Source organism: Gaoshiqia sp. US2, assembly GCF_059705485.1.
In genome coordinates this window covers 5,144,811-5,168,850 of sequence record NZ_AP048550.1, presented here as the reverse complement: position 1 = coordinate 5,168,850, position 24,040 = coordinate 5,144,811, and the positions used below count along the sequence as shown (strand labels likewise).

The following is a 24,040-nucleotide window of genomic DNA, read 5'->3' as shown; positions in this document are numbered from 1 at the left end:
CACCGGTAACATTTGTAGATTTATATGGCGTAACATAAAGAAAAGGTGCGGAGCACCGATAACATTTGTAGAGATACAAAACCCAACATGACCCTGAGGTGCATCGCACCGGAATATTTGTAGTAGCGCACCGATAACAATTTTAAATAATAATAACATGGCAAATACCTATTCACAAGCCTATTTTCACCTGGTGTTTTCGCCCAAAAACCGCGATGCCCTGATCGGCAAAACCTGGGCTGCTGAACTGGAAAAATACATGACCGGGATTATACAAAACAACAATCATAAATTGCTGGCAATTGGCTCCATGCCCGACCATATTCATATTTTTATAGGCTATAACTTAAACCAACTTATCCCCGATTTAGTGGAAAACATTAAAACATCGAGTAACGCATGGGTGAAACAAAATAATTTATCGGGATATAAATTTGAATGGCAAAAAGGATATGGGGCATTTACGCATTCAAATTCACAAATAGATACGGTTGTAAAATATGTGTTGAACCAGGAAAAACACCACCAAAAGAAATCGTTCAGGGAGGAATATTTAGAAATACTGCGCAAAAACGATATCAAATATAACGACAACTACTTGTTTGATTTTTTCGATGATTAGTGGTTTCGGTGCGCTGCACCTTGATTGGTAATCGTGAATTTTATTCGGTAAATATTCCGCAGTAGCTACAAATATCCCGCAGCGCTGCTGCTTCATCATTACCGGGTTACAGGAGCAAAACATAAAAGCAAGGTGCATCGCACCGATCCCTTTGTCGTTTGTAAATCGGGAACAAGACAGGTGCATCGCACCGGTAACATTTGTAGATTTATATGGCGTAACATAAAGAAAAGGTGCGGAGCACCGATAACATTTGCAGAGATACAAAACCCAACATGACCCGGAGGTGCATCGCACCGGAATATTTGTAGTAGCTACAAATATCCCGCAGCGCTGCTGCTTCATCATTGCCGGGTTACAGGAGCAAAACATAAAAACAAGGTGCATCGCACCGATCCCTTTGTCGTTTGTAAATCGGGAACAAGGTAGGTGCGGACACCGATAACATTTGTCGAGAAACTACAGAAGCGCAAAATCGAGCACTTCGCCTACATTTCGTACAAACCGGAAGTTTAAGCCTTTCAGATAAACATCTTTGATCTCTTCCAGATCTTTTTTATTGTCGGTTGAGAGCAATACTTCTTTTATTCCGGCACGTTTGGCAGCCAGAATTTTCTCCTTGATTCCGCCTACCGGCAACACTTTTCCGCGTAAGGTAATTTCACCGGTCATCGCGATATTTTCCCGGACTTTTCGGCCGGTGAGTACCGAGGCAAGCGAGGTGACCATCGTAATCCCGGCAGAGGGACCATCCTTGGGAATAGCGCCTTCGGGCACATGGATATGCCAGCTGCTTTTTTCGAATACCGAGGGGTCGACATTCAGCTCTTTGGTGTGCGATTTCAGATATTCCAAGGCCAACATGGCCGATTCTTTCATCACGTCTCCCAGGTTGCCGGTGAGGGTCAGGTTGCCTTTACCATTGCTTTGGCTCGATTCCACGTACAGGATTTCGCCGCCGTGAGCCGTCCATGCCAGTCCGGTAACCACCCCCAAAAATTCGTTGCCCTGGTAACTTTCGTGCGAATATTGTTCTGCGCCCAGGTAAGCCCGGGTATCTTTTTTGGTCAGCTTTTTATCGTAGTCCTCACCGAATGCAACTTTTTTTGCCACACGGCGAACGACTTTGGCGATTTTTTTATCCAGTTCACGCACGCCTGATTCGCGGGTGTAGCTTGAAATAATATATTCCATCACCTCCTTCGGGAAAGTCAGCTGGCTTTTTTTCAAGCCGTGGTTTTCCAGTTGTTTGGGAATCAGGTGGCGTCTGGCAATTTCCACTTTTTCTTCCATGATGTAACCGCTCACATCAATCAGTTCCAGGCGGTCGCGCAAAGGCGGCGCAATGGTATTCAGGGTGTTTGCCGTGGCGATGAACATGACTTTCGATAAGTCGTATTCAATCTCCACGTAGTTGTCGTGAAATTCATAGTTTTGTTCGGGATCGAGCACTTCGAGCAAAGCCGAAGCCGGATCGCCGTGAAAATCGCTCGATACCTTATCGATCTCATCCAGTATGAATACCGGGTTTGATGATTTTGCCTTTTTGATATTTTGCAGAATCCGCCCGGGCATCGCGCCGATGTATGTTTTCCGGTGCCCACGAATTTCCGACTCATCGTGCAAGCCACCAAGGCTCATACGGATATATTTTCGTCCCAGGGCCCTTGCAATGGACTTACCCAGCGAAGTTTTTCCAACTCCGGGAGGACCATACAGGCAAAGGATGGGCGCTTTCATATCTTTCTTCAGTTTCAGCACGGCCAGGTGTTCCAGGATGCGCTCTTTAACCTTTTCGAGTCCGAAGTGGTCTTCGTCCAACACGGTTTCGGCATGTTTCAGATCAAAATTATCTTCCGTGTATTCATTCCAGGGCAAATCGAGTAAAGTCTGGCAATACGAATATTGCACGGAATATTCGCCGGCAGCCGGATTGAGCCGCTGAAGCTTGTTTACTTCTTTCTCAAAATGATTTGCTACCTCTTCGCTCCATTTTTTCTCTTTGGCGATCTCTTTTAGATCGTTGATTTCCTGTTCAGTTGGGTTTCCTCCCAGCTCATTCTGAATGGTTTTGATCTGCTGATTAAGCAAAAATTCACGTTGTTGCTGGTCCAGCTCCAGTTTTACTTTGGTTTGAATATCCCGTTTCAGTTCGAGCATCTGAACCTCCTTCACGAGGTAGGATATTGCCTGGATGCCGCGTTCACGGATATCGGAGAACTCAAGCAGATTCTGCTTTTCTTCCACTTTCAGGTCGGTATTCGAGCAGATGAAATTGATCAGGAAGGTAGAATTCTCAATGTTTTTTACGGCGAAGCTGGCTTCGGGCGGAACATTCGACGAATATTGGGCAATTTTAATCGACAGATCCTTTAATGAGCCCACAATGGCGTTAAATTCGGCTGTTTCGTCGCCCGAGACGATTTCGTCGAGTAGATTAACCTTGGCTTTAAAGTAGGGAAATTCTTCCAGGTAGCTCTGTACCTGAAACCGGCGTTTCCCCTGGATAATAACGGAGGTTGATCCATCCGGCATCTCGAGGATCTTTAGGATTTGAGCCACCGTTCCAACTTTATACAAATCTTTTGGCTCCGGATCATCCACCGATCCGTCGATCTGGGTGACTGTACCCAGCACTTTGTCATTCCGGAATACATCCTGAATCAGCTTCAGCGATTTTTGCCGGCCTACGGTAATTGGAATAACAACTCCCGGAAATAAAACGGTATTTCTGAGCGGTAAAATTGGCAGTATTTCAGGGACATTAAAATTTTTCAGTTCCCTGTCATCTCCATCGGCGATGATGGGTATCAATTCGCTTTCATCGTCGTCTATTCCTGTAAATATTATTCTTCCAAAGGGTTGTCCTTTCATATTTCCCATGATTCATTCTTCGTTTCTGTATGACAATCTGGCTTGTATTAAACAGCATAAAAACCAGGACAAAATAAGGCAATAGCCATGCCAAAAAGCGATATTCCCGTATGGTTAAAACCTTCGGTATGGCGCCGACCGTTCAAAAACAGTTGTAAGGATACGTTGGTCCTCGTCTGTCATCACCCGTTTTCGGCGGGCCATTACCTGCGCGGCTGTGCCAAAAACACTTTTCAGGGAGTTTACTTTGTAGCCGTGAGCTCCTCCGTCGGAAAACGAAGGCACAAACTGACGCGGGAAACCGGCCCCGTGAATGTTACAACCAACGCCAACTACCGTACCGGTATTAAACATGGTGCTGATCCCTGCTTTTGAATGATCGCCCATGATTAGTCCGCAGAATTGCAAGCCTGTCCTGATAAATTTGTTTGCCGGATAACTCCAGACTTTGACTTTCTCGTAACTGTTTTTCAGGTTCGAAACATTTGTGCCTGCGCCCAGGTTACACCATTCTCCCAGAACCGAATGTCCCAGAAATCCGTCGTGTCCTTTATTGGAATAACCGGTGATGATGGATTGGGCAATTTCTCCGCCAACTTTCGAATACGGGCCAATCGTGGTCGCACCGTAAATTTTGCTTCCCATGTTTACCACTGCCTGTTCGCCCAGCACAACGGGTCCACGGATGAGAGAACCTTCCATAATCTCGGCGTCCTTCCCGATATAGACCGGCCCCTGGGTCGCGTTAATGGTGGCGTATTCGATCTTTGCTCCTTCCTCTGAGAAAATACGCTCCGGAGCCATCAGGTTGTTGGTTTTGCTGATGGGGGCAGAACTGCGGCCTGCCGTTATCAATTCAAAGTCCAACTGAATCTGCCGGGCATTCACTTCGGTTAAATCCCAGGGGTGCCTGATCAGATCGAGCTCACCGGTAAAATCAGTCCAGCGGATCATCGGCACAGATGCCGGATAAGACCAAACATCGTTAGCCGACAAGCGGGCAGCCACCGGAATTCCGTTATAAGTGATCCCTTCTCCAGCCTGCAATCTCTTTACCTGCAAAACCAACTCGTCGGACGGACAAATATGGGACGACAGGAGTAAATTGTCATCTGCAACTGCCAGTGGGAATTTCTTTCGCAGATATTCGTCTGTTTTAAACGAATAATTTCCCGGAATCCGAATTTCCCATTTCTCACGAATGGTGAGCATCCCCGAGCGAAGCATCGCAACCGGACGGGTGTAACACAGCGGAAGCAGACAATCCCGTTGATCTGTTTCGAATAAGATGATATTCATAACCTGATGTTCAGACAGCAAATTACGATTAAAAAAAAAGCTCCGCAAAAGGCGAAGCTTCAATATTTTATAGTAGCAATAAATACTTACTTTTTACGGGCATCCATGTGCTTTTGGTAGCGGTTCATGAATTTATCAACACGTCCGGCAGTGTCGACAAGTTTCATTTTGCCGGTGTAAAACGGGTGAGAGCTGCTGGAAATTTCCAGTTTGACAACAGGATATTCTACGCCATCAACGACCTCTGTTTCTTTTGTTTGAATTGTAGACTTTGTCAAAAATACGTTGCCGTTTGACATGTCTTTGAACGCTACCATTCTATAGCTCTCCGGATGTATTTCTTTTTTCATTGCTGATCTCCTTTTCAACATTACTGTAATCGGGCTGCAAATATAAACATACTTGCTTAAATTCCAAAGATTTTTATTTTTTTATTTATTCTTTACTCCGCTCCAATAATTGGAGCCCGGTTGAATGGTTTTGTCCGGTCGAACAAATAGCGCATGGTATAATGCGTTTTCATGTGTTTGCCGCCGACAGACTTATAGAGCGCCACAATTTTCGGATTAAAATCTCCCGCCCAACTAAGCTCCATTTCCCGATACCAGTTTTTCCGGTACATCACCGGGCGAAGATGCCAGAATATGGCCGATTCGACCCCCGAGCGCTGAAATTTCGGTACAATCCCAATAATCAGGCTGCGGGTCCGGGTTATGGTTTTACGTTTCTTCAACCAAAGGAATTTAAGCATATTCCAAAGATTTAATTTTCCGTTCAGGTGAATCAGGATCTGGTTCAGGTCGGGGATCATCACGAACAAGGCAATCGGTTCGTCTTCGTGGTAGGCAAACCAAATGAAATCTTCTTCCAGGATTGGTTTTGCCGATTTCAGAAAATCTCTCAGGTCATCTTTATCCAGTGGCTGATAATGTTCGTGACGACGCCAGGCCCCGTCATAAACCGCTGCAAAATCATCGATGAATTTATCTTTCTTATCCCACGAGAAATGCTCGAACCGGAATTGTGGTTTTTTTGCTACCCATTCGGCTACTTTCCAAAAGCGTTCGGGCAACTCGGGCAGGGTGGTATCCAGGTGATAGCTGTATTGTTCAAAATAAATTTTAAAACCGTAATTTTCGAATAAAGATTTATAATAAGGGGGATTATACGGCATGCCAAAACCTTGCGGCATAAATCCGTCGGCCAGCAGCCCCCAGTTCATGTAGTTTTCCCCAAAATTCACCGGGCCATCCATGGCTTCCATGCCCTGATCTTTCAGCCAGTCCCGGGCGACATCAAACAGTACATTGGCCGCTTGCTGATCGTCTGTACATTCAAAGAAACCGCAACCCCCGGTAGGTTGCTCAAAGGTGTTGGCTTTGTTGTAGTTCACAAAAGCAGCTATTCGTCCAAGCAGTTTCCCCTGGTCATCGGCCAACACCCACCGGATTGCTTTGCCGTTTTTAAATGACGGATTTTTCTGTGGATTGAAGGTATCTTCCACCATCATTTCCAGGGGGGGAGCCCAATTCCGGTCATTCTTGTACACGAGGTGAGGAACGCGATGAAATTGCTTTCTTGTTTCCTGGTTGTCGACAGTTCTGATTTGCATATTGAGTTTAAAAAAATAATGGGCAAGTTAAGATTAAAAAAAACTCTAACGAATAGGTTATTTCCGATCAATCAAGAATTATCGGGGATCGCTGAAATTCCTTATTCCGGTCAAACAAATACCGAAGGGTCAGGTGGGTTTTGGTATGGGTCCCGCCTACGGCTTTGAAAATGGAAACCATTTTCGGGTTGAAATCACCCACCCAACTTAGTTCCATTTCATTATACCAATGTTTTTTCAGCAGAACCTGCCTGATCTGATAAAAAATTGCCGATTCGATACCTGATTTTTGAAATTTGGGAACGACCCCCATCACCAATACCCGGCAACGGTTCATTACCTTTTTCTGTTTCAGGTATAACATTTTTAACATTTTCAGAAAGTTTAACTTCCCATTTCTGAAATATTTAAATAACTGGTTCAGATCGGGTATCATCATAAAAAACGCGATGGGTGTATTTTCGTGGTAAACAAACCAGATAAACTCTTCATCAATCATGATTTTTGATTGTTTCAGCATATCGCGGATGTCGCCCGGGGTGATCGTTTTATAGTTGTCGTGTTTGCTCCAGGCTTGCTCATAGATTTGAAGAAAGTCGCCAATAAACCCTTCCTGATTTGAAAAACGGAATTGTTTAAAACTGTACGCCGGTTTTTTTGCCGTCCAGGCAGCGATTTTCCAAAAACGTTCGGGAAGATCGGGGCTGGTAATATTCAGGTGATAGCTATATTGCTCGTAATAGGTTTTGAAACCATAATTCTCGAATAAAGCCCGGTAATATGGCGGATTATACGGCATACCAAAGCCCTGCTGCACGAAGCCTTCGGTTAAAAGCCCCCAGTTAAAAAAATTTTCACCAATATTGATGGGGCCGTCAACCGCTTCCATCCCTTTCTCTTTTAGCCAGTTGCGGGCGGTGTCGAATAATTTATCGGCTGCTTCCTGATTGTTGATACATTCAAAAAAACCACATCCCCCGGTGCGTTGATCGAAGCTGTAGGCATAAGCTGGTATAAAAAAAGCGGCGATTCGTCCGACAAACCTGCCTTCCTGCTTCAATAACCATCGACAGGCCACCCCCGATTTAAGCGCGTTGTTTTTTTGCGGGTCGAAGGAGGTTTCGACCATGATCCGTAAGGGTGGCACCCAATTCGGATCGTCTGTGTAAATTAAATACGGAAGTTCATGAAACGCATCAATCAGCTTCTTATCGTTTATCTCTATGATCTCCATGTAACAATAACTTGATTAAAACTGCCGAAAATAATACTTATCGGCTGAAAATAAAAACAGGGGCCAAAACCTCTCTGTTGGAATTTACCGCAACAACGAGTGAAAAAGGGGTTTAGACCAGTGTTTCAGCCGACCCATTTTTTTTACGGTTTATATGTTCTATGGAATTTCTGTTTTAAATTTGAGCGACAACAATACGTTAGAACAGGCGGAGATGCAAAGATTACTGAAAGTTTTTCCGTAGTTTTCAATGAAAAGGTTTCTGCGCTCCGGCACAAAACCGGAAGTGCAGAAAGCCAATTCAACTAACCAATCCATATAAAAAGAAACCTGCTATTTTCTATTAATTTGAACTTAACCGGTCGAAGCTGCGCTGTGGAGCCAAGGCTTTGCTAACCTGGCCAACATTTATCTCCGAGTCAACCTCAAACGAAGCTGTTTGGTGTATTTTGAGCGAAGATGCGCCCACTTTTAGCGTGTAGCTTCCCGGTTCAATTATCCAGGCTGAAGCAGTTTCGTCGAACGATGCCAAATCGCTTGCATTAATGGTAAAACTGAGGGTTTCGGAGTCACCTGGCTGCAACAGACGGGTTTTTCCAAAGGCAACCAATGTTGCTTCGGGTTTTTCCAATTTGCCGTTCGGGGCACTGGCATATACTTGTATCACTTCGCGTCCGGCAACCGAACCTGTATTTTTCACTTCAATCGAAGCGGTAAGCGTGCCGTCAAAAGTGGATGAGCCGAGCTGTAGGTTGCTGTATTCGAAGTTGGTGTAGGATAATCCATAGCCAAATTCGTAAGCCACAGGCACATCAAATGTGTTGTAGTAGCGGTAGCCCACGTAAATATCTTCTTCATAAACAACCTCCCAGGGCACACGCCGCATAAACGAGAAGCCTGATAAATCGGCCGCATCATCTGTCTGGTCCGATTTCACCTCAACGCCCGGAAAATTTTTAGCAGATGGGGCATCCTGATAAGAAAGCGGGAAGGTAACCGCCAGTTTTCCCGAAGGGTTCACCTTGCCGGTAAGCACATCCACTACCGAATTACCGGCCTCCTGTCCCGGCTGCCAGGCCATCAAAACGGCATCGGGCCATTCGCGCCAGCTGGCAGTCTCAATTACACCGCCCACATTCAGCACCACAATCGCTTTCTTGCCTTTTGCCCGGAATGCCTCCGTCACATCTTTGATCATGGCTTTTTCAGTTGGCGTCAGGTAAAAATCACCCTCCACAGCCTCCCGGTCGCCACCTTCGCCCGAGTTGCGGCCGATAGTGATCAGGGCAACGTCTGCCTTACCTGCTATTTTTGCCGCTAATGCTGTTGTAAGGGGCATCTCTTCAACGGGTTCTTTTCCACCCATCAGAGCTGCCAGCCAGTTTTTCGGTTTACCCAATTTTGCTCGGGTTTTCTGAATGTAGGCCTCGTAAATTGCCGCCAATTCCTCATCGGGCTCGAAGCCCCCGTTTTTCAGTCCTTCGATCAGCGAAATGGTGTACGCTTCGTTTACATCTCCACTGCCGGTGCCGCCAGCAACAAAATCATAGGAAGTATTTCCGAAAGCAGCTACTTTTTTCAGATTTTCAGCAATAGGAAGCGCCTGGTTTTTATTTTCGAGCAAGACCATCCCATCGGTTGCAGCCTGCCGGGTTACGGCTGCATGTGCTTGCAAGTCGGGATTTGAGGAATAAGCATACCCCTTATATTTGGGAGATTTCAGCATAATTCCCAAGATGCGGGACAGGTTTTGATCCAACACGACTTCATCCAAACGACCTTCGTTTACCGCTGTAATTAACTCCCGGATTTGCTTCGGCTGACCCGGCTGGATCATATCGTTTCCGGCTTCCATTTGGGCCACCACGTCGCTGCCACCGCCCCAGTCAGTCATTACATAACCGGCAAACCCCCAGTCATTGCGTAATATTTTTGTCAACAGATCGTGACTTTCGGATGTGTAAACGCCATTAATTTTATTATAAGATGACATCACCGTCCATGGTTGCGCCTCTTTCACGGCAATTTCAAAACCTTTCAGATAGATTTCGCGCAGCGCCCGCTCACTCACAACCGTGTTTACCGACATCCGGTTGGTTTCCTGATTGTTGGCGGCAAAATGTTTCACAGAGGTGCCCACGCCGTTCGACTGGATGCCGTTAACCATGGCCGCGGCCATTTTACCGGTCACCAGCGGGTCTTCGGAATAGTATTCGAAATTACGTCCACATAGCGGGTCGCGCTGAATGTTCATCCCGGGGGCCAGCAACACGTCGGCTCCATATTCCAGCACTTCGTTGCCCATTGCCTCGCCAACCCGGTAAACCAGCTCCGTATCCCAACTCGAAGCCAGCACCGTGGCAATCGGGAAAGCAGTGCAATAATATGTTTTTTCTTCCCCTTTCCGACCGGGTGAAATCCGCAAACCTGCCGGACCATCAGCTAACACCTGCGAGCTAATGCCGATATCCGGAAACTCGGAGCTAAAGCCTGCCGCACCCGGAAGATATTTCCGTATGCGATCAACCATATTGGCGTACAGGGTGTCTGTATTTTCGGCCGTTTTCCGGTCGCCAAACATGTTTTTGATGGAATCCGGCAAATCCATGAACATGCCGGTGCCAACCAGCAACTGGGCCTTTTGCTCCAAGCTCAGGGCCGAAACCATCTCCTGAATTCTTTCCTGATCGGTCTTTCGCTTTTCGGAAGGATTACAACCAGTAGTTCCAGCCATTACCAACATCGACAAGGCGAACTGAATCATTGGTTTTTTATAAGACCATTTTTTATTCATAATTGTTTATCCTGCTAAATTTTTGTTTTATTTTCTATTTCATAAAAGGTGCATCGTTCAGATAGTTGAAACACTGCCGAACATCCTCGAATAAAGTTTGATTTTTTACAGCAATTGCCGGGCTGACCGGTCGGGATCATTTTTCAATTCCGGTACATCATTCAAAACCATGGTTTCTCCCTTTTCAGGAGAATAAGGTTTCCATTCAGGCAAACCTCCTCCGTTGGGATTTCCGGTTTTCATAAACTGAAGCAAAGCCGAGGACATTTTATCTGCTAACTGCCGCGGACGTTTTCCACCGCCCGTGTGCGTCAGCATCAAGTCGGTATTGGCAAACCAGAAACATATATCCAGACAATGAAAGGCGCGCATGCGGTTGTTGAACATAGGGGGCTCCCAGCCAAACCATGCCAGGTAAACCGGCGCCTTCTGGGCAGTTTTTGCATTGGCCGTTTCGATCGCCCCTTTGCGGTTGCTGCTTACCAGGGTCATAATTTCGATAGGCTTGGCATTCGGGAAAGTTTTGGCATATGCCTCATAAACAGCTTGTGCTTTATCGCCTAAGCCACCACCAAATCCGGCACGCTCTTTCAGCATCTCCACGGCTTTTTCTGCTGTGATACTTTCCATCTCGGGCATGGTACGGGCCATTCCCCATTCGTGGAAAGTGGTGCAAATCAGCATGGGCACATCAGCCGACAGGCCAGTTGGATCGGCATAAAACTGGCCTTTGGGAAGGTTAATCCCGTCGGCCACCGGGGCAAAACCGCCACGCATACCGGGAGTTGCCTTTTCAGCCGATGCTTTTTGGGCCGCCTTATTGGCCAGTAAGATGTATTCGTTCCAGGGCATTTCCTGAAGTTTATCCACCTCGGAAGCAGTCACTCCTGCCTCTTTCAAAATATATTCGCCAATCGTCCTTGAATAGTCCTGATCCATTGCTTTAAAGGTGGATCCACTCAGCGGAACTGCTTTCTGAAATAGCCCTTTTGCCTGAGGCATCGCAGTCAGGATGCAGACTTTTGCACCGCCACCCGATTGCCCCATAATGGTTACATTGGCCGGATTGCCACCAAAGTTGGAGATATTGTCCCTCACCCACCGAAGGGCAGCGACCATATCGAGTGCGCCAACATTGCCGGAATGGGCATATTTTTCACCGCCAACAGCCGATAGGTCGGAAAAGCCGATTGGCCCCAGCCGATGATTGATCGATACAAATACGATGTCGCCCTTGCGGCTCAGGTTTTCGCCATCGTAGCCATCCTGCTCAATTCCATTCCCGTTGGTGTACCCGCCGCCGTGCAGCCACACCAGCACCGGACGCTTTTTATTGTCGGGCGCGGGGGTCCAGATGTTCAACTTCAGGCAATCTTCACTCACATCATCGTAGTTCCAGTGATCGACAAACGAGGAATACGCGTTTGCGTAGCGGTTGTCCATCAATTGAGGGGCCGTGTTTCCCCACCAGACAGTTGGTAAAATCCCGTTCCAGGGTTGAGGTGGTCGGGGAGGCATAAAGCGGTTTTTGCCCGAGGTATCGGCCCCGTATGGGATTCCACGAAACTGGTAAATTCCACGCAAAATAAAGCCCTTCGCTTTTCCGTATTGAGTTTCGGCAATGGCAATATCATCGCCGATAAGCAACTGCTGATCATCGTCATCCGGTGATAAATTATTGAGGGCTGAATAACCACTTAATGGCATCGATACCAATCCGATCCCGGCAGCACCAACCCCAAGGGTTTGAAAAAAGTTACGTCTGTTAGTTTTCATATTGCATTGGTTTTGAATGATTTTATTTCAATGTCACTTCTTTTTTCAGTTTGATATCGCCGGCAGAAGCACCAACCAGCAATTCGATATTGCAGAAATCGTCATTCCACATCTGAAGCGTTTCATCCCAATACTGAAGATTTTTTACCGGGATTTCCAACGAAACCGTTTTGCTTTCACCTGGATTTAATGGCACACGAGAAAATGCCTTGAGTTCCTTATAAGGCCACTCCACCGATGGGTTTATCCGATGAACATAAGCCTGCACCACTTCGTCGGCTGCAGCCGAACCAGTATTTTTCAGCTCAAAGGAAACGGTGATCACATCGTTTTTTCCATACCTATCTTTGTTGGTTTTCAGATCGGAATATTCAAAATTTGTGTAAGTAAGCCCGTAACCAAACGGGTACATTACGGGAATGTTTTTCGTATCGAACCATCGGTAACCCACCAGCGATTCTTCGGAATAGATAGCCGTATTTGGATCATCATTTAATTTTTCATTCGGTGCATTGTCTTCAGATTTTTCCACTTTTTCGGTTTCCGAAACCAGGTCGGCAAAAATATCGGCTCCCTTTTTACCCTGCGGATAATTACCCAAAGCGTAAGCAGGTGAATCTTCCAGTTTTATCGGAAGTGTAAAAGGCAAACGCCCGCTGGGTGAAATATTTCCAACCAATACATCGGCCAGCGCATTTCCACCTTCAGTTCCGTTAAACCAGGAAATCAGCAGCGCTTTTGAAAGGGGTTGTACTACATTAAGATCGTTCGGTGCACCACTAACAAGAACGGTTACAATGTTAGGATTTACTGCGGCAATGGCCTGGATTAAATCATCCTGTCCCGAAGGTAATTGCATGTCTTTCCTGTCGCTGCCTTCGGTTTCCACTGCCCGGTTGTTGCCACCTACAAAAAGAACCAGATCAGCTTTCGATGCCACTTCTACGGCTTCTTTCGTTAGTTTTTTAGCTATTGTTTCTTTCTCGCGGGCTTCTTCTTCAATTTCATCGGGTGTCTTTTTCCTGAACATATCGGCAAAACTAAAAACAACAGGCTCGTACCCTTTTGCATAAACAATCTCTGCCTGATCGCCAATTTTGTTTCTCAAGCCTTCGAGTGGAGTGACTTCATACAATGTTTTCACACCGGCCCCCATTCCGCCCAGCCCCAAAGTTTGTTCAGCATTGGCCCCAATAACTGCAATTACCTGTTTTTTACTGAGATCTAAAGGAAGGACACCTTCATTCTTCAATAAGACGATTGATTTTGAAGCGACATCGTACGCAATTTTTTGTTGTGCCGGTTGCGAGGTGACTTCCTTGTTAGCTTCTTCGGCCGGAATTGGCTTAATTGCCAACCGAACGCGTAAAATTTCGCGAACGCGCTGGTTGATGATTTCTTCGGAAACCAATCTTGCTTTTACCGAATCGAGCAAAGCATCTCCCAGAAATTTTTTAGTTGGCATTTCAATATTCAGGCCGTTGGTTATGGCATCAACGGTGCTGTGTGTACCATTCCAGTCGGAAATGACCAAACCTGCAAAGCCCCATTCGTCGCGTAGAATTTTATTGAGCAGGATATCGTTTTCGGCACACCACCAACTATTTACTTTATTGTAGGCAGCCATTACACCATAGGCATCTGCCTCTTCAACAGCCGCCTGAAATGGAGGAAGGTAAATTTCGCGCATGGCACGTTCGCCAACAATCACATTTACTGTTCCCCGGTTATTCTCTTGGTTGTTGAGGGCATAGTGTTTTAAACAAGCTGCGGCCCCGTTGTCCTGAACGCCTTTAGTATAACCGACCGATAACCTCGAACTTAAAAACGGGTCTTCGCTTAAATACTCGTAGGTACGCCCACCTGTTGGAATGCGTTGAATATTTATGGCCGGTCCAAGAATCATATCTTTCCCGCGCATCCGGGCTTCACGAGCCATACCGGTGCCATAAGCATAAGCCAGTTCGGGGCTCCAGGTAGCTGCCAATGCCGAACCGGTGGGAAAAAAAGTAGCTCTGTCGGTTTCCCATCCCAAAGGCATCCAGCCATCGGGTTGCATTTCTTCGCGAATGCCAAAGGGGCCATCCGCATAAATCATATCGGCAATTCCCAACCGTTCCACTCCTGCTGATACAAACATATGTTTTGCATGGAGCATGTTTATTTTTTCATCCAGTGTCATTTGTCCGATAATCCCATCGATCTGTTTGTCGTACTGAAGTAAAGCTGACCGGTGTGCATTTTCGGCGGTACAACCTCCCAGAGCGATTGTGAAAACAACAATTGTTAAAAGTTTTGCTAGATCCATTTTTTTAGTTTAATGTGTTCATACTGTTATATCAAAGATCAATACTTCTGATGTGGAAACGAGAACCATAGTTCTGTTCATGATGAACGATTTATTTTCGGAAACAATCGGTGACGAAGGGAATCGCAATATACAAGGCCGAGTGCCAGTATTCCCAGGTGTGGCCGCCATCGCGGATGCGGATTTGCATGGGGATTCCGGCCTGTCGCATGGCCATGATCAATTAGAGGTTAGGTCGTAAAGTAAAATCGTCGTCACCGCAATCAATAAACCAGTTCACGGTTTTCATCGCCTCAACCTTCCCGGCATCCGCATTTTCAACCAATGTTACACAATTGTTGTCGTCCACCAGTTGATGTATTTTTTTCTGAACCGGATCTTTGTCTGTATTCAACCAAAATAATTCTTTTTGATGGTACAAATAAGCACTCATGGCATAAGCAGCACAAAACATTTCGGGATGATGAGATGCATAAACGAAAGTTTCGCCACCTCCCATTGAAAGCCCCGAAATTGCCCGGTGTTTTTTATCGGCAATCACCCGGTAATTCGATTCAATGTACGGAATCAGTTCCTGAAAGAAATAGTCTTCATAACGCCAATCGTCGCTATTAAAATAATTCATGAACGTTTTTCCGGCCTCCGGGCAAACAATGATCATTTCGGATCCCTCGTTCGATTCGATCAGTTGATTGGCAACACCGGCCAGGCTTCCTTTTTGCGGCCAGTCGGTATGGCTGCCCCCGCCTCCGTGCAACAAGTAAAGTACAGGGTATGACTTTCCCGTATTTTCCGCATAGTTTTTGGGGAGGTAAACCGCATATTCGCGGTCTTCGTTTAAAATTTTGCTGGGCATGGTTTTGTATTCCACTTTTCCCATGGCAGGCCATTGGGCAAAAGCGGTGAACACAATACAAACAAAAGCGAATGAGCCAATTATTTTTCTCATTTTGAGCAATTTAAGTTTAAATTTTATTTTCCAAATGCCATGCATTTGCTGCGTTTCAGGTTGTTTTATTCGGGCATATTGTACACTTCAGTATTCTTCACGACTCTTTATCCATCAATCCATTTAGTTGATGTTTTCCGGATCGAAAACAATGCTTGCACTTCCGTTGGTGATAATCATAGGGTTTTGCGCGCCGATCGGCACTTTTACCGGGTAAGGTTTTGCCTCGGGGGCTACTCCTTTTGAAAGTTCCTCTGCAAGTATCCGCATATCGGTGATGTATGCTTTGTCAAATGTTTTTTTGACATAAGGATAATGGCCACAATGGATTTTAGTGATGCCATTTTCCATCAAAGCTTCCATCTTTCGGCACGATTCGGCATAAGTGGCCATAGAAACATGAGGCTGCAACTGCATCCATACCTGCCCCGAACCAAATGTGTCGCCTGAGTAACAGTTACCTGTTTTCCAATCGAGCAAAACGATTGAACCGGGAGTATGGCCCGGCATTAAGCGGACCTCCAATGCCGTTTCTCCCAAATCAATTTTCTGTCCGTCGGCAACAAAATTGACTTTTCCGCTGTACGAAACTCCCTTTCGCCCAAGTAGTAAGGTATCGGCCGGATGATAATGGATTTCATCGAAAAACCGGATGTTGCCTGCATGATCAGGATGCAGGTGGGTAACTACAACACAGAGCGGCTTTGCGGTGATCAGTTTCACTATGGAATCAAGTTTCTCTGTTTTGGTTCCTGTGTCAATAAGCATGGCTCTTTGTGTTCCTTCAATCAGGTACATGGTGGTATGATCGCTGGTTTCCATCACCCACATGTTTTGTTCGAGTTTGGTGATCGTAAGCTCATTGTTCCTGAAAATTTCCTGCCCGGAAGAAGAAATTCCGGAAAAACAGACCAGCAAAAGTTTGATAAAGAAGATTGGGTTCAGGTTCATGCTTAGGTAATATGTTCGTTTGGCACATTCAATCTTAGAAATGGGAAAGCGAAGAATAAACCACAAAGATGTTGCGAAATTGAAAAGAATTCAGAGACAAAGAATTTTATGCTTTGCTTTCTCTGTGGTTTATTCAGGAACTCTATTTAAAAAGCAACGGTGCAAAATTCGACAAATAGACCCGCCAGTTTGTCCAGGTATGGCCACCTTCGGTTTCCACATAATTGTATTTCATGCCCATATTATTGAGTTTGGAACGGTATTTAACGCCGGAATCGTACAGAAAATCGGTCTTGCCCATACCGATCCAGTATAACTTATAGCCATTTTCCATTTGCTTTTTCAAACTTCCGTCAATATCGTTATACACTTCGTGCGAAACATCCTGGTTGGGCAAAATAGCCGCCGAGAACAAGCCCACATAATCGAATGTGTTGGGATAATATCGTGAGATGTGCAACGAATGGAATCCGCCCATGGAAAGCCCGGCAATGGCCCGGTTGGCTTTGTCGGTCTTGACGCGATAGTTGCTTTCAACAAATTTCATGATGTCGGGGAACGAAGCCTCGTAGTTGCCGTCCATGGTGTTGGGCACCATAAACTGTGGTTTGTAGAATCCTCTCAAGCCTTCGCCTGGCGCTGCCGATTGCGATACATTCCCGTTGGGCAGCACCACAATCATTGGCTTTGCTTTTCCTTGGGCAATGAGGTTGTCCATAATTTGAGAAAGGCGTCCCAGGTTAATCCAAGCTTCTTCGTCGCCGCCGGCACCATGTAACAGGTACAGTACCGGGTATTTGTCAGCGCTGCTTTCGTAACCGGGAGGGGTATAAATGGTTATGCGGCGTTGCTTTTTCAAGCTTGGTGAGTCGTACCACCGGCGGGTTACCGAACCGTGTGGAACATCTTCTACCGAATACAAATCGCCTTTTCCGCCCCCAACGATAAACACATTGGTTACCGATGCCACATCGCGAATCAGAAAGGGATTGTTAGGATCGGTGCTGCGAAGACCGTCAACCAGAAAGGCGTAACCATAAAGGTCAGATTCAAGCGGTTTGGTGGTGAATGACCACAACCCCTTGTCGTCTTTTTCCATTAATTCGGAGCCGGGCATCCAACCTTCCGAAGGCATCCAATCACCGGTAAGTTTTATTTCTTTGGCATCGGGGGCCTGAAAACGGAAGGTTACCGTTTTGTCGTCGTTTACTTCGGGTGAGGTAATTTGTGCTCCACCCCAAAGCGCTTGTTGGGCAAATGCCGGTACGCAGAACAGAATCGTCAAAATTGTAAGTGAGAAAAATTGTTTCATTCTTTTCGTTTTTAGTTTATTGATTAGGTATTTTCAACCAGGCATTAGACTTTAAATTGCTCATTGCGTTTAATTGACACAAGGAAATTTCTTAAATATTTTCTATTCGATTATTCAAGCGATAAAAGTCGAGCTCATATAAAACAGGTATCACTTGAACTGATTTTCATCCAGCCGGAAAAATCGGACCGCATTATTGAACAGGATGTCCCGTTTCTGATCAAACGATAAATATTGAGCATTTTCGATAACTCCAATTGAGGTTTCGAACAGTTTTGGCCACATCATAAAATCAGTGCCATACATGATTCGTTTTCCGAAACCTGCCTGCACAATCCGTTTAATATAGGCATGAATTTCATCAAGCGGATAGCTCCAGATGAAGCCCGAAATATCGCAATACACGTACGCATTGGCCCCCATCAGTGCGATCAGTTCATCAATCATCGGGTAGCCGGCGTGCATAATCCAAACCTTTAGATTGGGGTGACGGCCCAGCAAGTCTTCCAGAATAAAGGGGTTACCGAGCGATGCGCGATATTTTGGCTGGGTCAGGTTTGCCATACCGTTTCCACCAGTACCCAAATGGATGCCAACAGGAATGCCTAACTCTTCTGCAATACCAAAATATTCGTCCAAAGAAAGATCGCTTGGCGAAATACCCTGATACTGAGGGGCACACTCGCCCATTACTTTATAAAAACCATTTGACAGAGAATCCCGAAAAGCTTCAACCGACATTTCATTCGCGTTGCTGATCCCAATTCCGGGAATGATCCGCCCTTTGGGCGCTGCATTGTACCATTGATGAAGAATTTCAGCATCGCTAAAAGCAATGATAGTCATATTCAACCGCTCCATGGTTTCCAAAACTGCTGCTATCATTTCCTCATCACTCTTGGCCGCTTGAAGCGGGTCAGAACAATCCAGGTTCATAAAAAAAGCCGTCGGTTCGTTCGGATCGGCCCCCTGCATATCCCTCAAAAACCAGGGACACATAGGCGACGACCAGGCCGGATTTACTTTCATGGTGTGTACATGGACATCAATGATCGGCAAACGTTTGGCAGGCGCTAATGATTGTGGATAAGCGTTTAGTCCACAGGCTATGCAAAATAAAATCAGGGTGCTTTTAAATTTATGTAATTTCATATATTCCTAATTTATTGTAGGAAGGCTGATCCGGATACCAATTCAGTATTTTTCTTTTCTGAAAATATCCGGAACAGCCTTTTCATTATTTAGATACTACCAACCTGGATTTTGAACCAGATTATCATTTACATTCATTTCATGCTCCGGGAAAGGCAACAACTCATGTTTTCCTGCTTTAAAGCCATAAACCGGATTTGTATAGGGATAGCTCACATTGTGCGTTCCATCTTCCTTCAAGCCGGAGAAAACGGGAACTTGCTTTCCCTGTTCTTTCAACGCAATGGCAGCATCGCCCCAGCGCACCAAATCCTGATATCTGATTTGCTCGATACACAATTCCAGCCGTTTTTCCTTTTTAATGTCGACCAACGTAACAGCAGATAAGTTAGGTAACTGTGCCCGGGTACGAATTTGGTTGATGTAGTTGAGGGCGCCATCGTCGTCGCCGGATAGCAGGCAGGCCTCCGCCGCCAGCAAGAGTACTTCGGCATAACGCATAATCCGGTAGTTGTTATCAGTAGCCAATCCCCACGAATTTGGAATAACTTCAGATCCCAGAAATCGCCATTTCCAGTTGAAATAACCTTCGTGCCCATAAAGGCTGGTACCGGCATTTACCGTAACCGGGGCCGCCGGAGCACCGATGTTCATAACCTGCTGGTAGGTTTTCACCGTAGCGTTCAGCCGGTAACCATCGGTTCCTTCCATTTCAACAAAAGCATCGTACAAATTTCCTCTGGGATTAGCAAACCCCCAACCTCCGGGATACAAATCGTGCACCCCAAACCAGTATCCGTTCAGGTTGAGCCGGTCGCTTCGCCAACCGTACATATTCCCGAGTATGGTTGTTCCCTGGTTAAAAGCATTTTCGCCATCGTTTATCGAGTTAACTTCGAAAATGTTTTCCGGGCCAAAATCTTCCACTTTTCGAAGTACGTTTTCATAATTGTCAATTAATTTGTACTTACCTGAATTGATAACTGATTTTAAGGTGGTGGCTGCTTCGCCGTATTTCCCCTGAAAAATCTGTGCCTTGCCCAGAAATGAAAGGGCCGCCTGTATGGTTAGCCTGCCGCCGACAGATTTGTCTGTTACACTTGCTTTTTCAGGCAACACCCCTAATGCGGCAGCTTCTGATAAATCGGTTTCAATTTGGCCCCAGATTTCGCTTATTGTTCCGTTTGGCTGTTGGTACTCGCTTGGCGCAAGCTGGCTGGTCACAAAGGGAACGGGGCCCCATAAAGTTACTAGGTTGAAATAAGCCCAACCACGAGCCACTTTTGCTTCGGCAATCGCCCTGCGTTTCGTATCCGTATCATCCGAAAAATTGTTAATTACCAGGTTTGACCGATAAATCAGGGTATAAAGTCCGCTAAAATAGCCAGACATGGTTGAGTTTGAAGTGGAAAACCGGTACTCGCTCAGTTGCTCCAGAATGGAATTATCGCCTCGCGAACCACCGCCGGAATAAATATCATCAGAGAGTGTATTTTTCAGAAAAAAATCGTTATATGCCTGGCTTCGCCACTGAAAATACACCGATGCAATAGCTTCTTCGGCATCCGTGTCTGTTTTGTAAAAATTTTCTATCGAGGTGGTCCCTTGTTGTTTTACTTCGTCGAGCAGGCTTTCACATCCGCTCAAGATACTCATACTAACTATAATACCGATCAGATATATTAATTTTGTGCTCATAATTTTCAGTTTTTAAAAGGTTTAAAAGGTTACATTAACACCAAACACAACCTTCTTGGAATTGGGATAGGATCCTTTATCGACACCCAGCGATGAGGTAGAGCCAGCCGATGCTTCAGGATCAAACCCCGGATAGTTTGTGAATACAAACCAATCGTCCAGCGAAGTATAAATTCTCAGACTACTCATATACAAGTTCTTGCTCATATTTTTTCGCACGGTGTAACCCAATTGAATTTGTTTTACCTTGAAAAATGAACCATCCATTACGGCATCGCTGCTAATCCAGTATTTGTCTTCGCCATTGGCGTTTGGCCGTGGTTTAGAGGCGTCGGTATTGGAGGTGGTCCAACGATCATCGTAAAATATTTTTAGCTTATTGCCACGCGGCCGGTCAATACGGGTGAGGGCATTATAAATGTCGTTCCCTTCCGATCCGGTGCCAAACAAAACCAGGTCAAAACCTTTGTAGCTGGCGTTAATTGTAATCCCATAGGTGAAATCAGGGATCCCGCTTCCCAGCATGACTTTGTCGTCGTCAGTAATGCTTCCGTCGGCCATATCAGGCTTGCCATCACCGTCGGTATCTACAGTTAATTGATCCACAAAAACCGGATTGCCTGTAGCATCATCAATATCTGCCAGTTCGAAACCCCGCATATACCAGACCGGAAACCCCTGCTCAAACACCGTAATGCCGGATTGCGTGTGGAACGAGGCACCATTAATGCGTGAAATCGTTGGATCGAGATAAGTTACTTTATTTTTAAGGGTGGCCAGGTTACCACGAATACTGTAGTTGAAATCATGTATATGTTCACTCCAGCCTAATTCAAACTCAAGGCCTTTGTTGGATACATTACCGGCATTTACCGTAACCGAACTCACGCCGGTTTCGTAGGGTGGTGTTGTGTTCACCAACAAGTCCTTCGTTTTTTTGTCGAAATAGTCGAACGAGAAGACCAACCGGTCTTTGAACGCGCGCAGGTCAAACCCAAGGTCGAGTTGTTCAGATGTTTCCCATTTCAACTCCGGATTACTGAGAGTGCTGGGGAAGGACGCAACTTGGTAAGCCAGGTTGTCCGAATACGGATAGCTACCACCTGACCCGATTGATGCCCTGTACCTGAATCCGCCCAGTGGACCGATACTGCCATTTTTGCCCCAGCTGGCCCGTAACTTCATGAAATTTACCGGGGTTGATTTTGGGAAAAAGTCTTCGTTTGAAATGACATAGCCAGTTGAAACAGCCGGAAAAGTTCCCCGGCGGTTTTCTGCAGGGAGGATGGACAAATCGCTGGCATCGCGCCGTAGCGACGCCTGAATAAGGTATTTGTCGGCAAAATTATAACTGAAACGGCCAAAATATGAAAACTGGCGCCCTGTGTCGGAATATCCCCCTGAAATACTCTTCGCGGCAGTTGGAGAAAGGTAATCCAGGTCGCGGAACATTGGATCATCTTTGGTAATCGCATTTCCGCTGGCTGCAACAGTAGTTGAATAAGGCTCGGAATAAGAAATCCCCAACATGGCGGTCAGGTGATGATCACCCTTATCATACATATAATTGGCAAAATTTTCCCATTGATAATAAATACTATTGGAGTTGGTACGCCCTACGCCGATGTTATCACTTTTATTTACATCATTTGCATAATAGATATAATCAAAATTATAACTACCAAAGAATGAGCCACGGTACCCCAACTTAGACGTAACCGTAAAATTTTTGAACGGTTTAAAATCGGCATAAATGGTTCCGATTACATTAGCTCCCTGAGATTCAGAATCCGTGCGATCGCGCATAAGCAACGGATGCACCTGCTCTGCTTTGTAAATTTCCGACAATCCATAGTATCGGCCTGTTTCATCTTGCAGAAGCACTTTCCCCGAGTTTAGGTAGCTCTGCATATAATCCGGCAAATCATTTTCTGAAAAATAGGCTGGTGTAAGCGGGTCCATAGTCAATACAGCAGCCAGCAAACTACCGTACTCCGAGTTTTCAGAAACCGATTTACTTTTCCAGCGTTCAACCACATTGGTTGTTCCCACTTTTAACCAGCTGTTAATGTTGTAGTCACCGTTGATCATGGCTGTCATGCGCGAATACACGTCCTTATCGCCACGCACAATCCCGTTTTGATCGAGGTATGAAAGGGACAGGTTATACGAGCCGCGCTCGTTTCCTCCCTGAAAGCTCAGGTTGTGTTTTTGCATCAGCGAGTTTTCGAAAGCGACATCTGTCCAATCGGTATCTGTCGTCCCATCCCAAACCGAGTTGATTTTCCCGGGAGTAATGTGGTTGCCCTCGGTCATATAATTGATGTACTCGCCGGCATTCATCACCTCCGGTATGCGGTTAAGCTGGTTGGATACATATTGAAAGTCATACGAAATTTTGCCTGCTCCTTTTTTACCTTTCTTTGTGGTAATCAGCACCACCCCGTTGCCAGCCTGTGCACCGTATATGGCTGCCGATGCAGCATCCTTTAATACCTCCATGGACTCAATATTATTCGGGTCAATGGAGCCGATGTCTGTTGTACGTAGCCCGTCAACTACATAAAGCGGATCAGATGAGGCATTGGTACTGTATCCACGGATACGGACCGTTGCACTTTTTCCCGGCGCTCCGGAAGTCTGGATGATCTGCACACCTGCGGTTTTTCCTTGCAAAGCCTGCTCGGGCCGGGTAATGGTGCGGTTTTCCATGTCGGTGGCTTTTACCTGCGAGATGGCGCCGGTGAGATCGCTTTTCCGCTGAACGCCATAACCAATGGCCACAACCTCTTCCAATCCGATAGTTTCCTCTTCCAGTGTAAGGCTGATTTCCTGACGACCCATTACTTCCACTTCTTGCGATTTCATTCCAACAAAAGAGAAAACCAAAATAGCGTTGCCTGGAACTTTGTCAAAAAAATAGTATCCGTTTACGTCGGTTATCGTTCCAATTGCTTCGCCTTTAATCACCACCGTTACACCGGGAAGCGGTTGTCCAATTCCATCAGTTACTTGCCCTTTAACCGAGATTTCCTGCTGCATCAAGGTTTGGCGCCTAAATTCAGCCTGGTCTTCCCGGTTCAATGGGTTGATAATGATCAGATTATTGTCGGTAATCCGATATTTGATGCCTTCATTTTTGAACAGTTCGTCTAAAACGGCTTCAACGGCTTTGTTCTGGATGTTCATACTAACTTTCCGATCCAGGTTGATGGTTTCGTTTGTATAGATAAATCGATACTCACTTTGCAATTCGATTTGGTGCAAAACATCCTTGATGGTGCTATTCTGCATGGATAGTGACAAACGCGTGTTTTGAGAATAGACAGTTGCCGAAACGTGCATGGCAAGAGCAATGAGAAAAAAAACAGTAAGCTTCATAATTCGCCAATGCTTGTGGGAAATGAGGGATATTCCTTTCCCTGATTCATAATTTTTTTTCATAAGTTTGTAGTGTAA

At 45.7% G+C, this 24,040-nt stretch carries 16 protein-coding genes; 1 reads left to right on the top strand and 15 read right to left on the bottom strand.

Annotated elements, in window-relative coordinates; all coding sequences use genetic code 11:
• The first annotated feature begins 157 nt into the window (after positions 1-157).
• Positions 158-622 carry an IS200/IS605 family transposase gene (tnpA, locus tag AC6H3C_RS20745; protein ID WP_497517455.1) on the top strand — a complete coding sequence of 155 codons (465 nt, stop codon included), beginning with the start codon at positions 158-160 and terminating at the stop codon, positions 620-622.
• A 459-nt stretch (positions 623-1,081) separates the two neighbouring features.
• Here the strand turns inward: tnpA and lon are convergent, their stop codons facing one another.
• From lon to AC6H3C_RS20670, 15 genes are all read right to left on the bottom strand, one after another.
• Complete coding sequence (gene lon / locus AC6H3C_RS20740) at positions 1,082-3,505, bottom strand: endopeptidase La (protein WP_497517454.1); 2,424 nt, start codon at positions 3,503-3,505, stop codon at positions 1,082-1,084.
• Between the two features lie 105 nt (positions 3,506-3,610).
• The gene (locus tag AC6H3C_RS20735; RefSeq protein WP_497517453.1) at positions 3,611-4,795 is read right to left on the bottom strand and encodes a GlmU family protein; all 1,185 of its coding nucleotides are present in this window, start codon (positions 4,793-4,795) and stop codon (positions 3,611-3,613) included.
• 86 nt (positions 4,796-4,881) lie between these two features.
• On the bottom strand, positions 4,882-5,145 hold the full coding sequence (locus tag AC6H3C_RS20730; protein ID WP_497517451.1) for a type B 50S ribosomal protein L31: 264 nt from the start codon (positions 5,143-5,145) through the stop codon (positions 4,882-4,884).
• 92 nt (positions 5,146-5,237) lie between these two features.
• Complete coding sequence (locus tag AC6H3C_RS20725; RefSeq protein ID WP_497517449.1) at positions 5,238-6,407, bottom strand: GNAT family N-acetyltransferase; 1,170 nt, start codon at positions 6,405-6,407, stop codon at positions 5,238-5,240.
• A 67-nt stretch (positions 6,408-6,474) separates the two neighbouring features.
• A complete protein-coding gene (locus AC6H3C_RS20720) occupies positions 6,475-7,641 on the bottom strand; it encodes a GNAT family N-acetyltransferase (protein ID WP_497517448.1) in 1,167 nt (388 codons plus the stop codon).
• Between the two features lie 343 nt (positions 7,642-7,984).
• Positions 7,985-10,435: a glycoside hydrolase family 3 C-terminal domain-containing protein gene (locus AC6H3C_RS20715; protein WP_497517447.1), complete on the bottom strand. Its 2,451-nt coding sequence runs from the start codon at positions 10,433-10,435 to the stop codon at positions 7,985-7,987.
• Positions 10,436-10,540: 105 nt separating this feature from the next.
• Positions 10,541-12,211, bottom strand: coding sequence for a carboxylesterase/lipase family protein (locus tag AC6H3C_RS20710; RefSeq protein WP_497517446.1), 1,671 nt, complete (start codon positions 12,209-12,211; stop codon positions 10,541-10,543).
• Positions 12,212-12,233: 22 nt separating this feature from the next.
• Positions 12,234-14,519: a glycoside hydrolase family 3 C-terminal domain-containing protein gene (locus tag AC6H3C_RS20705; RefSeq protein ID WP_497517445.1), complete on the bottom strand. Its 2,286-nt coding sequence runs from the start codon at positions 14,517-14,519 to the stop codon at positions 12,234-12,236.
• Between the two features lie 91 nt (positions 14,520-14,610).
• A complete protein-coding gene (locus AC6H3C_RS20700; RefSeq protein WP_497517444.1) occupies positions 14,611-14,736 on the bottom strand; it encodes a hypothetical protein in 126 nt (41 codons plus the stop codon).
• A gap of 6 nt (positions 14,737-14,742) precedes the next feature.
• Entirely contained in the window at positions 14,743-15,468 is a 726-nt protein-coding gene (locus AC6H3C_RS20695) for an alpha/beta hydrolase (protein ID WP_497517443.1), read from the bottom strand.
• 123 nt (positions 15,469-15,591) lie between these two features.
• Positions 15,592-16,419, bottom strand: a complete 828-nt coding sequence (locus tag AC6H3C_RS20690) for an MBL fold metallo-hydrolase (protein WP_497517441.1) — start codon at positions 16,417-16,419, stop codon at positions 15,592-15,594.
• A gap of 142 nt (positions 16,420-16,561) precedes the next feature.
• Positions 16,562-17,731, bottom strand: a complete 1,170-nt coding sequence (locus AC6H3C_RS20685; protein ID WP_497517440.1) for an esterase — start codon at positions 17,729-17,731, stop codon at positions 16,562-16,564.
• 150 nt (positions 17,732-17,881) lie between these two features.
• Complete coding sequence (locus AC6H3C_RS20680) at positions 17,882-18,883, bottom strand: amidohydrolase family protein (RefSeq protein ID WP_497517439.1); 1,002 nt, start codon at positions 18,881-18,883, stop codon at positions 17,882-17,884.
• A gap of 96 nt (positions 18,884-18,979) precedes the next feature.
• Entirely contained in the window at positions 18,980-20,581 is a 1,602-nt protein-coding gene (locus tag AC6H3C_RS20675; protein WP_497517438.1) for a RagB/SusD family nutrient uptake outer membrane protein, read from the bottom strand.
• Positions 20,582-20,602: 21 nt separating this feature from the next.
• The gene (locus AC6H3C_RS20670) at positions 20,603-24,025 is read right to left on the bottom strand and encodes a TonB-dependent receptor (RefSeq protein ID WP_497517437.1); all 3,423 of its coding nucleotides are present in this window, start codon (positions 24,023-24,025) and stop codon (positions 20,603-20,605) included.
• Positions 24,026-24,040: the final 15 nt, after the last annotated feature.

Coding starts and splice junctions, on each gene's coding strand:
- tnpA (WP_497517455.1), top strand. CDS start 158: ATGGCAAATACCTATTCACAAGCCTATTTTCACCTGGTGTTTTCGCCC.
- lon (WP_497517454.1), bottom strand. CDS start 3,505: ATGGGAAATATGAAAGGACAACCCTTTGGAAGAATAATATTTACAGGA.
- AC6H3C_RS20735 (WP_497517453.1), bottom strand. CDS start 4,795: ATGAATATCATCTTATTCGAAACAGATCAACGGGATTGTCTGCTTCCG.
- AC6H3C_RS20730 (WP_497517451.1), bottom strand. CDS start 5,145: ATGAAAAAAGAAATACATCCGGAGAGCTATAGAATGGTAGCGTTCAAA.
- AC6H3C_RS20725 (WP_497517449.1), bottom strand. CDS start 6,407: ATGCAAATCAGAACTGTCGACAACCAGGAAACAAGAAAGCAATTTCAT.
- AC6H3C_RS20720 (WP_497517448.1), bottom strand. CDS start 7,641: ATGGAGATCATAGAGATAAACGATAAGAAGCTGATTGATGCGTTTCAT.
- AC6H3C_RS20715 (WP_497517447.1), bottom strand. CDS start 10,435: ATGAATAAAAAATGGTCTTATAAAAAACCAATGATTCAGTTCGCCTTG.
- AC6H3C_RS20710 (WP_497517446.1), bottom strand. CDS start 12,211: ATGAAAACTAACAGACGTAACTTTTTTCAAACCCTTGGGGTTGGTGCT.
- AC6H3C_RS20705 (WP_497517445.1), bottom strand. CDS start 14,519: ATGGATCTAGCAAAACTTTTAACAATTGTTGTTTTCACAATCGCTCTG.
- AC6H3C_RS20700 (WP_497517444.1), bottom strand. CDS start 14,736: ATGGCCATGCGACAGGCCGGAATCCCCATGCAAATCCGCATCCGCGAT.
- AC6H3C_RS20695 (WP_497517443.1), bottom strand. CDS start 15,468: ATGAGAAAAATAATTGGCTCATTCGCTTTTGTTTGTATTGTGTTCACC.
- AC6H3C_RS20690 (WP_497517441.1), bottom strand. CDS start 16,419: ATGAACCTGAACCCAATCTTCTTTATCAAACTTTTGCTGGTCTGTTTT.
- AC6H3C_RS20685 (WP_497517440.1), bottom strand. CDS start 17,731: ATGAAACAATTTTTCTCACTTACAATTTTGACGATTCTGTTCTGCGTA.
- AC6H3C_RS20680 (WP_497517439.1), bottom strand. CDS start 18,883: ATGAAATTACATAAATTTAAAAGCACCCTGATTTTATTTTGCATAGCC.
- AC6H3C_RS20675 (WP_497517438.1), bottom strand. CDS start 20,581: ATGAGCACAAAATTAATATATCTGATCGGTATTATAGTTAGTATGAGT.
- AC6H3C_RS20670 (WP_497517437.1), bottom strand. CDS start 24,025: ATGAAAAAAAATTATGAATCAGGGAAAGGAATATCCCTCATTTCCCAC.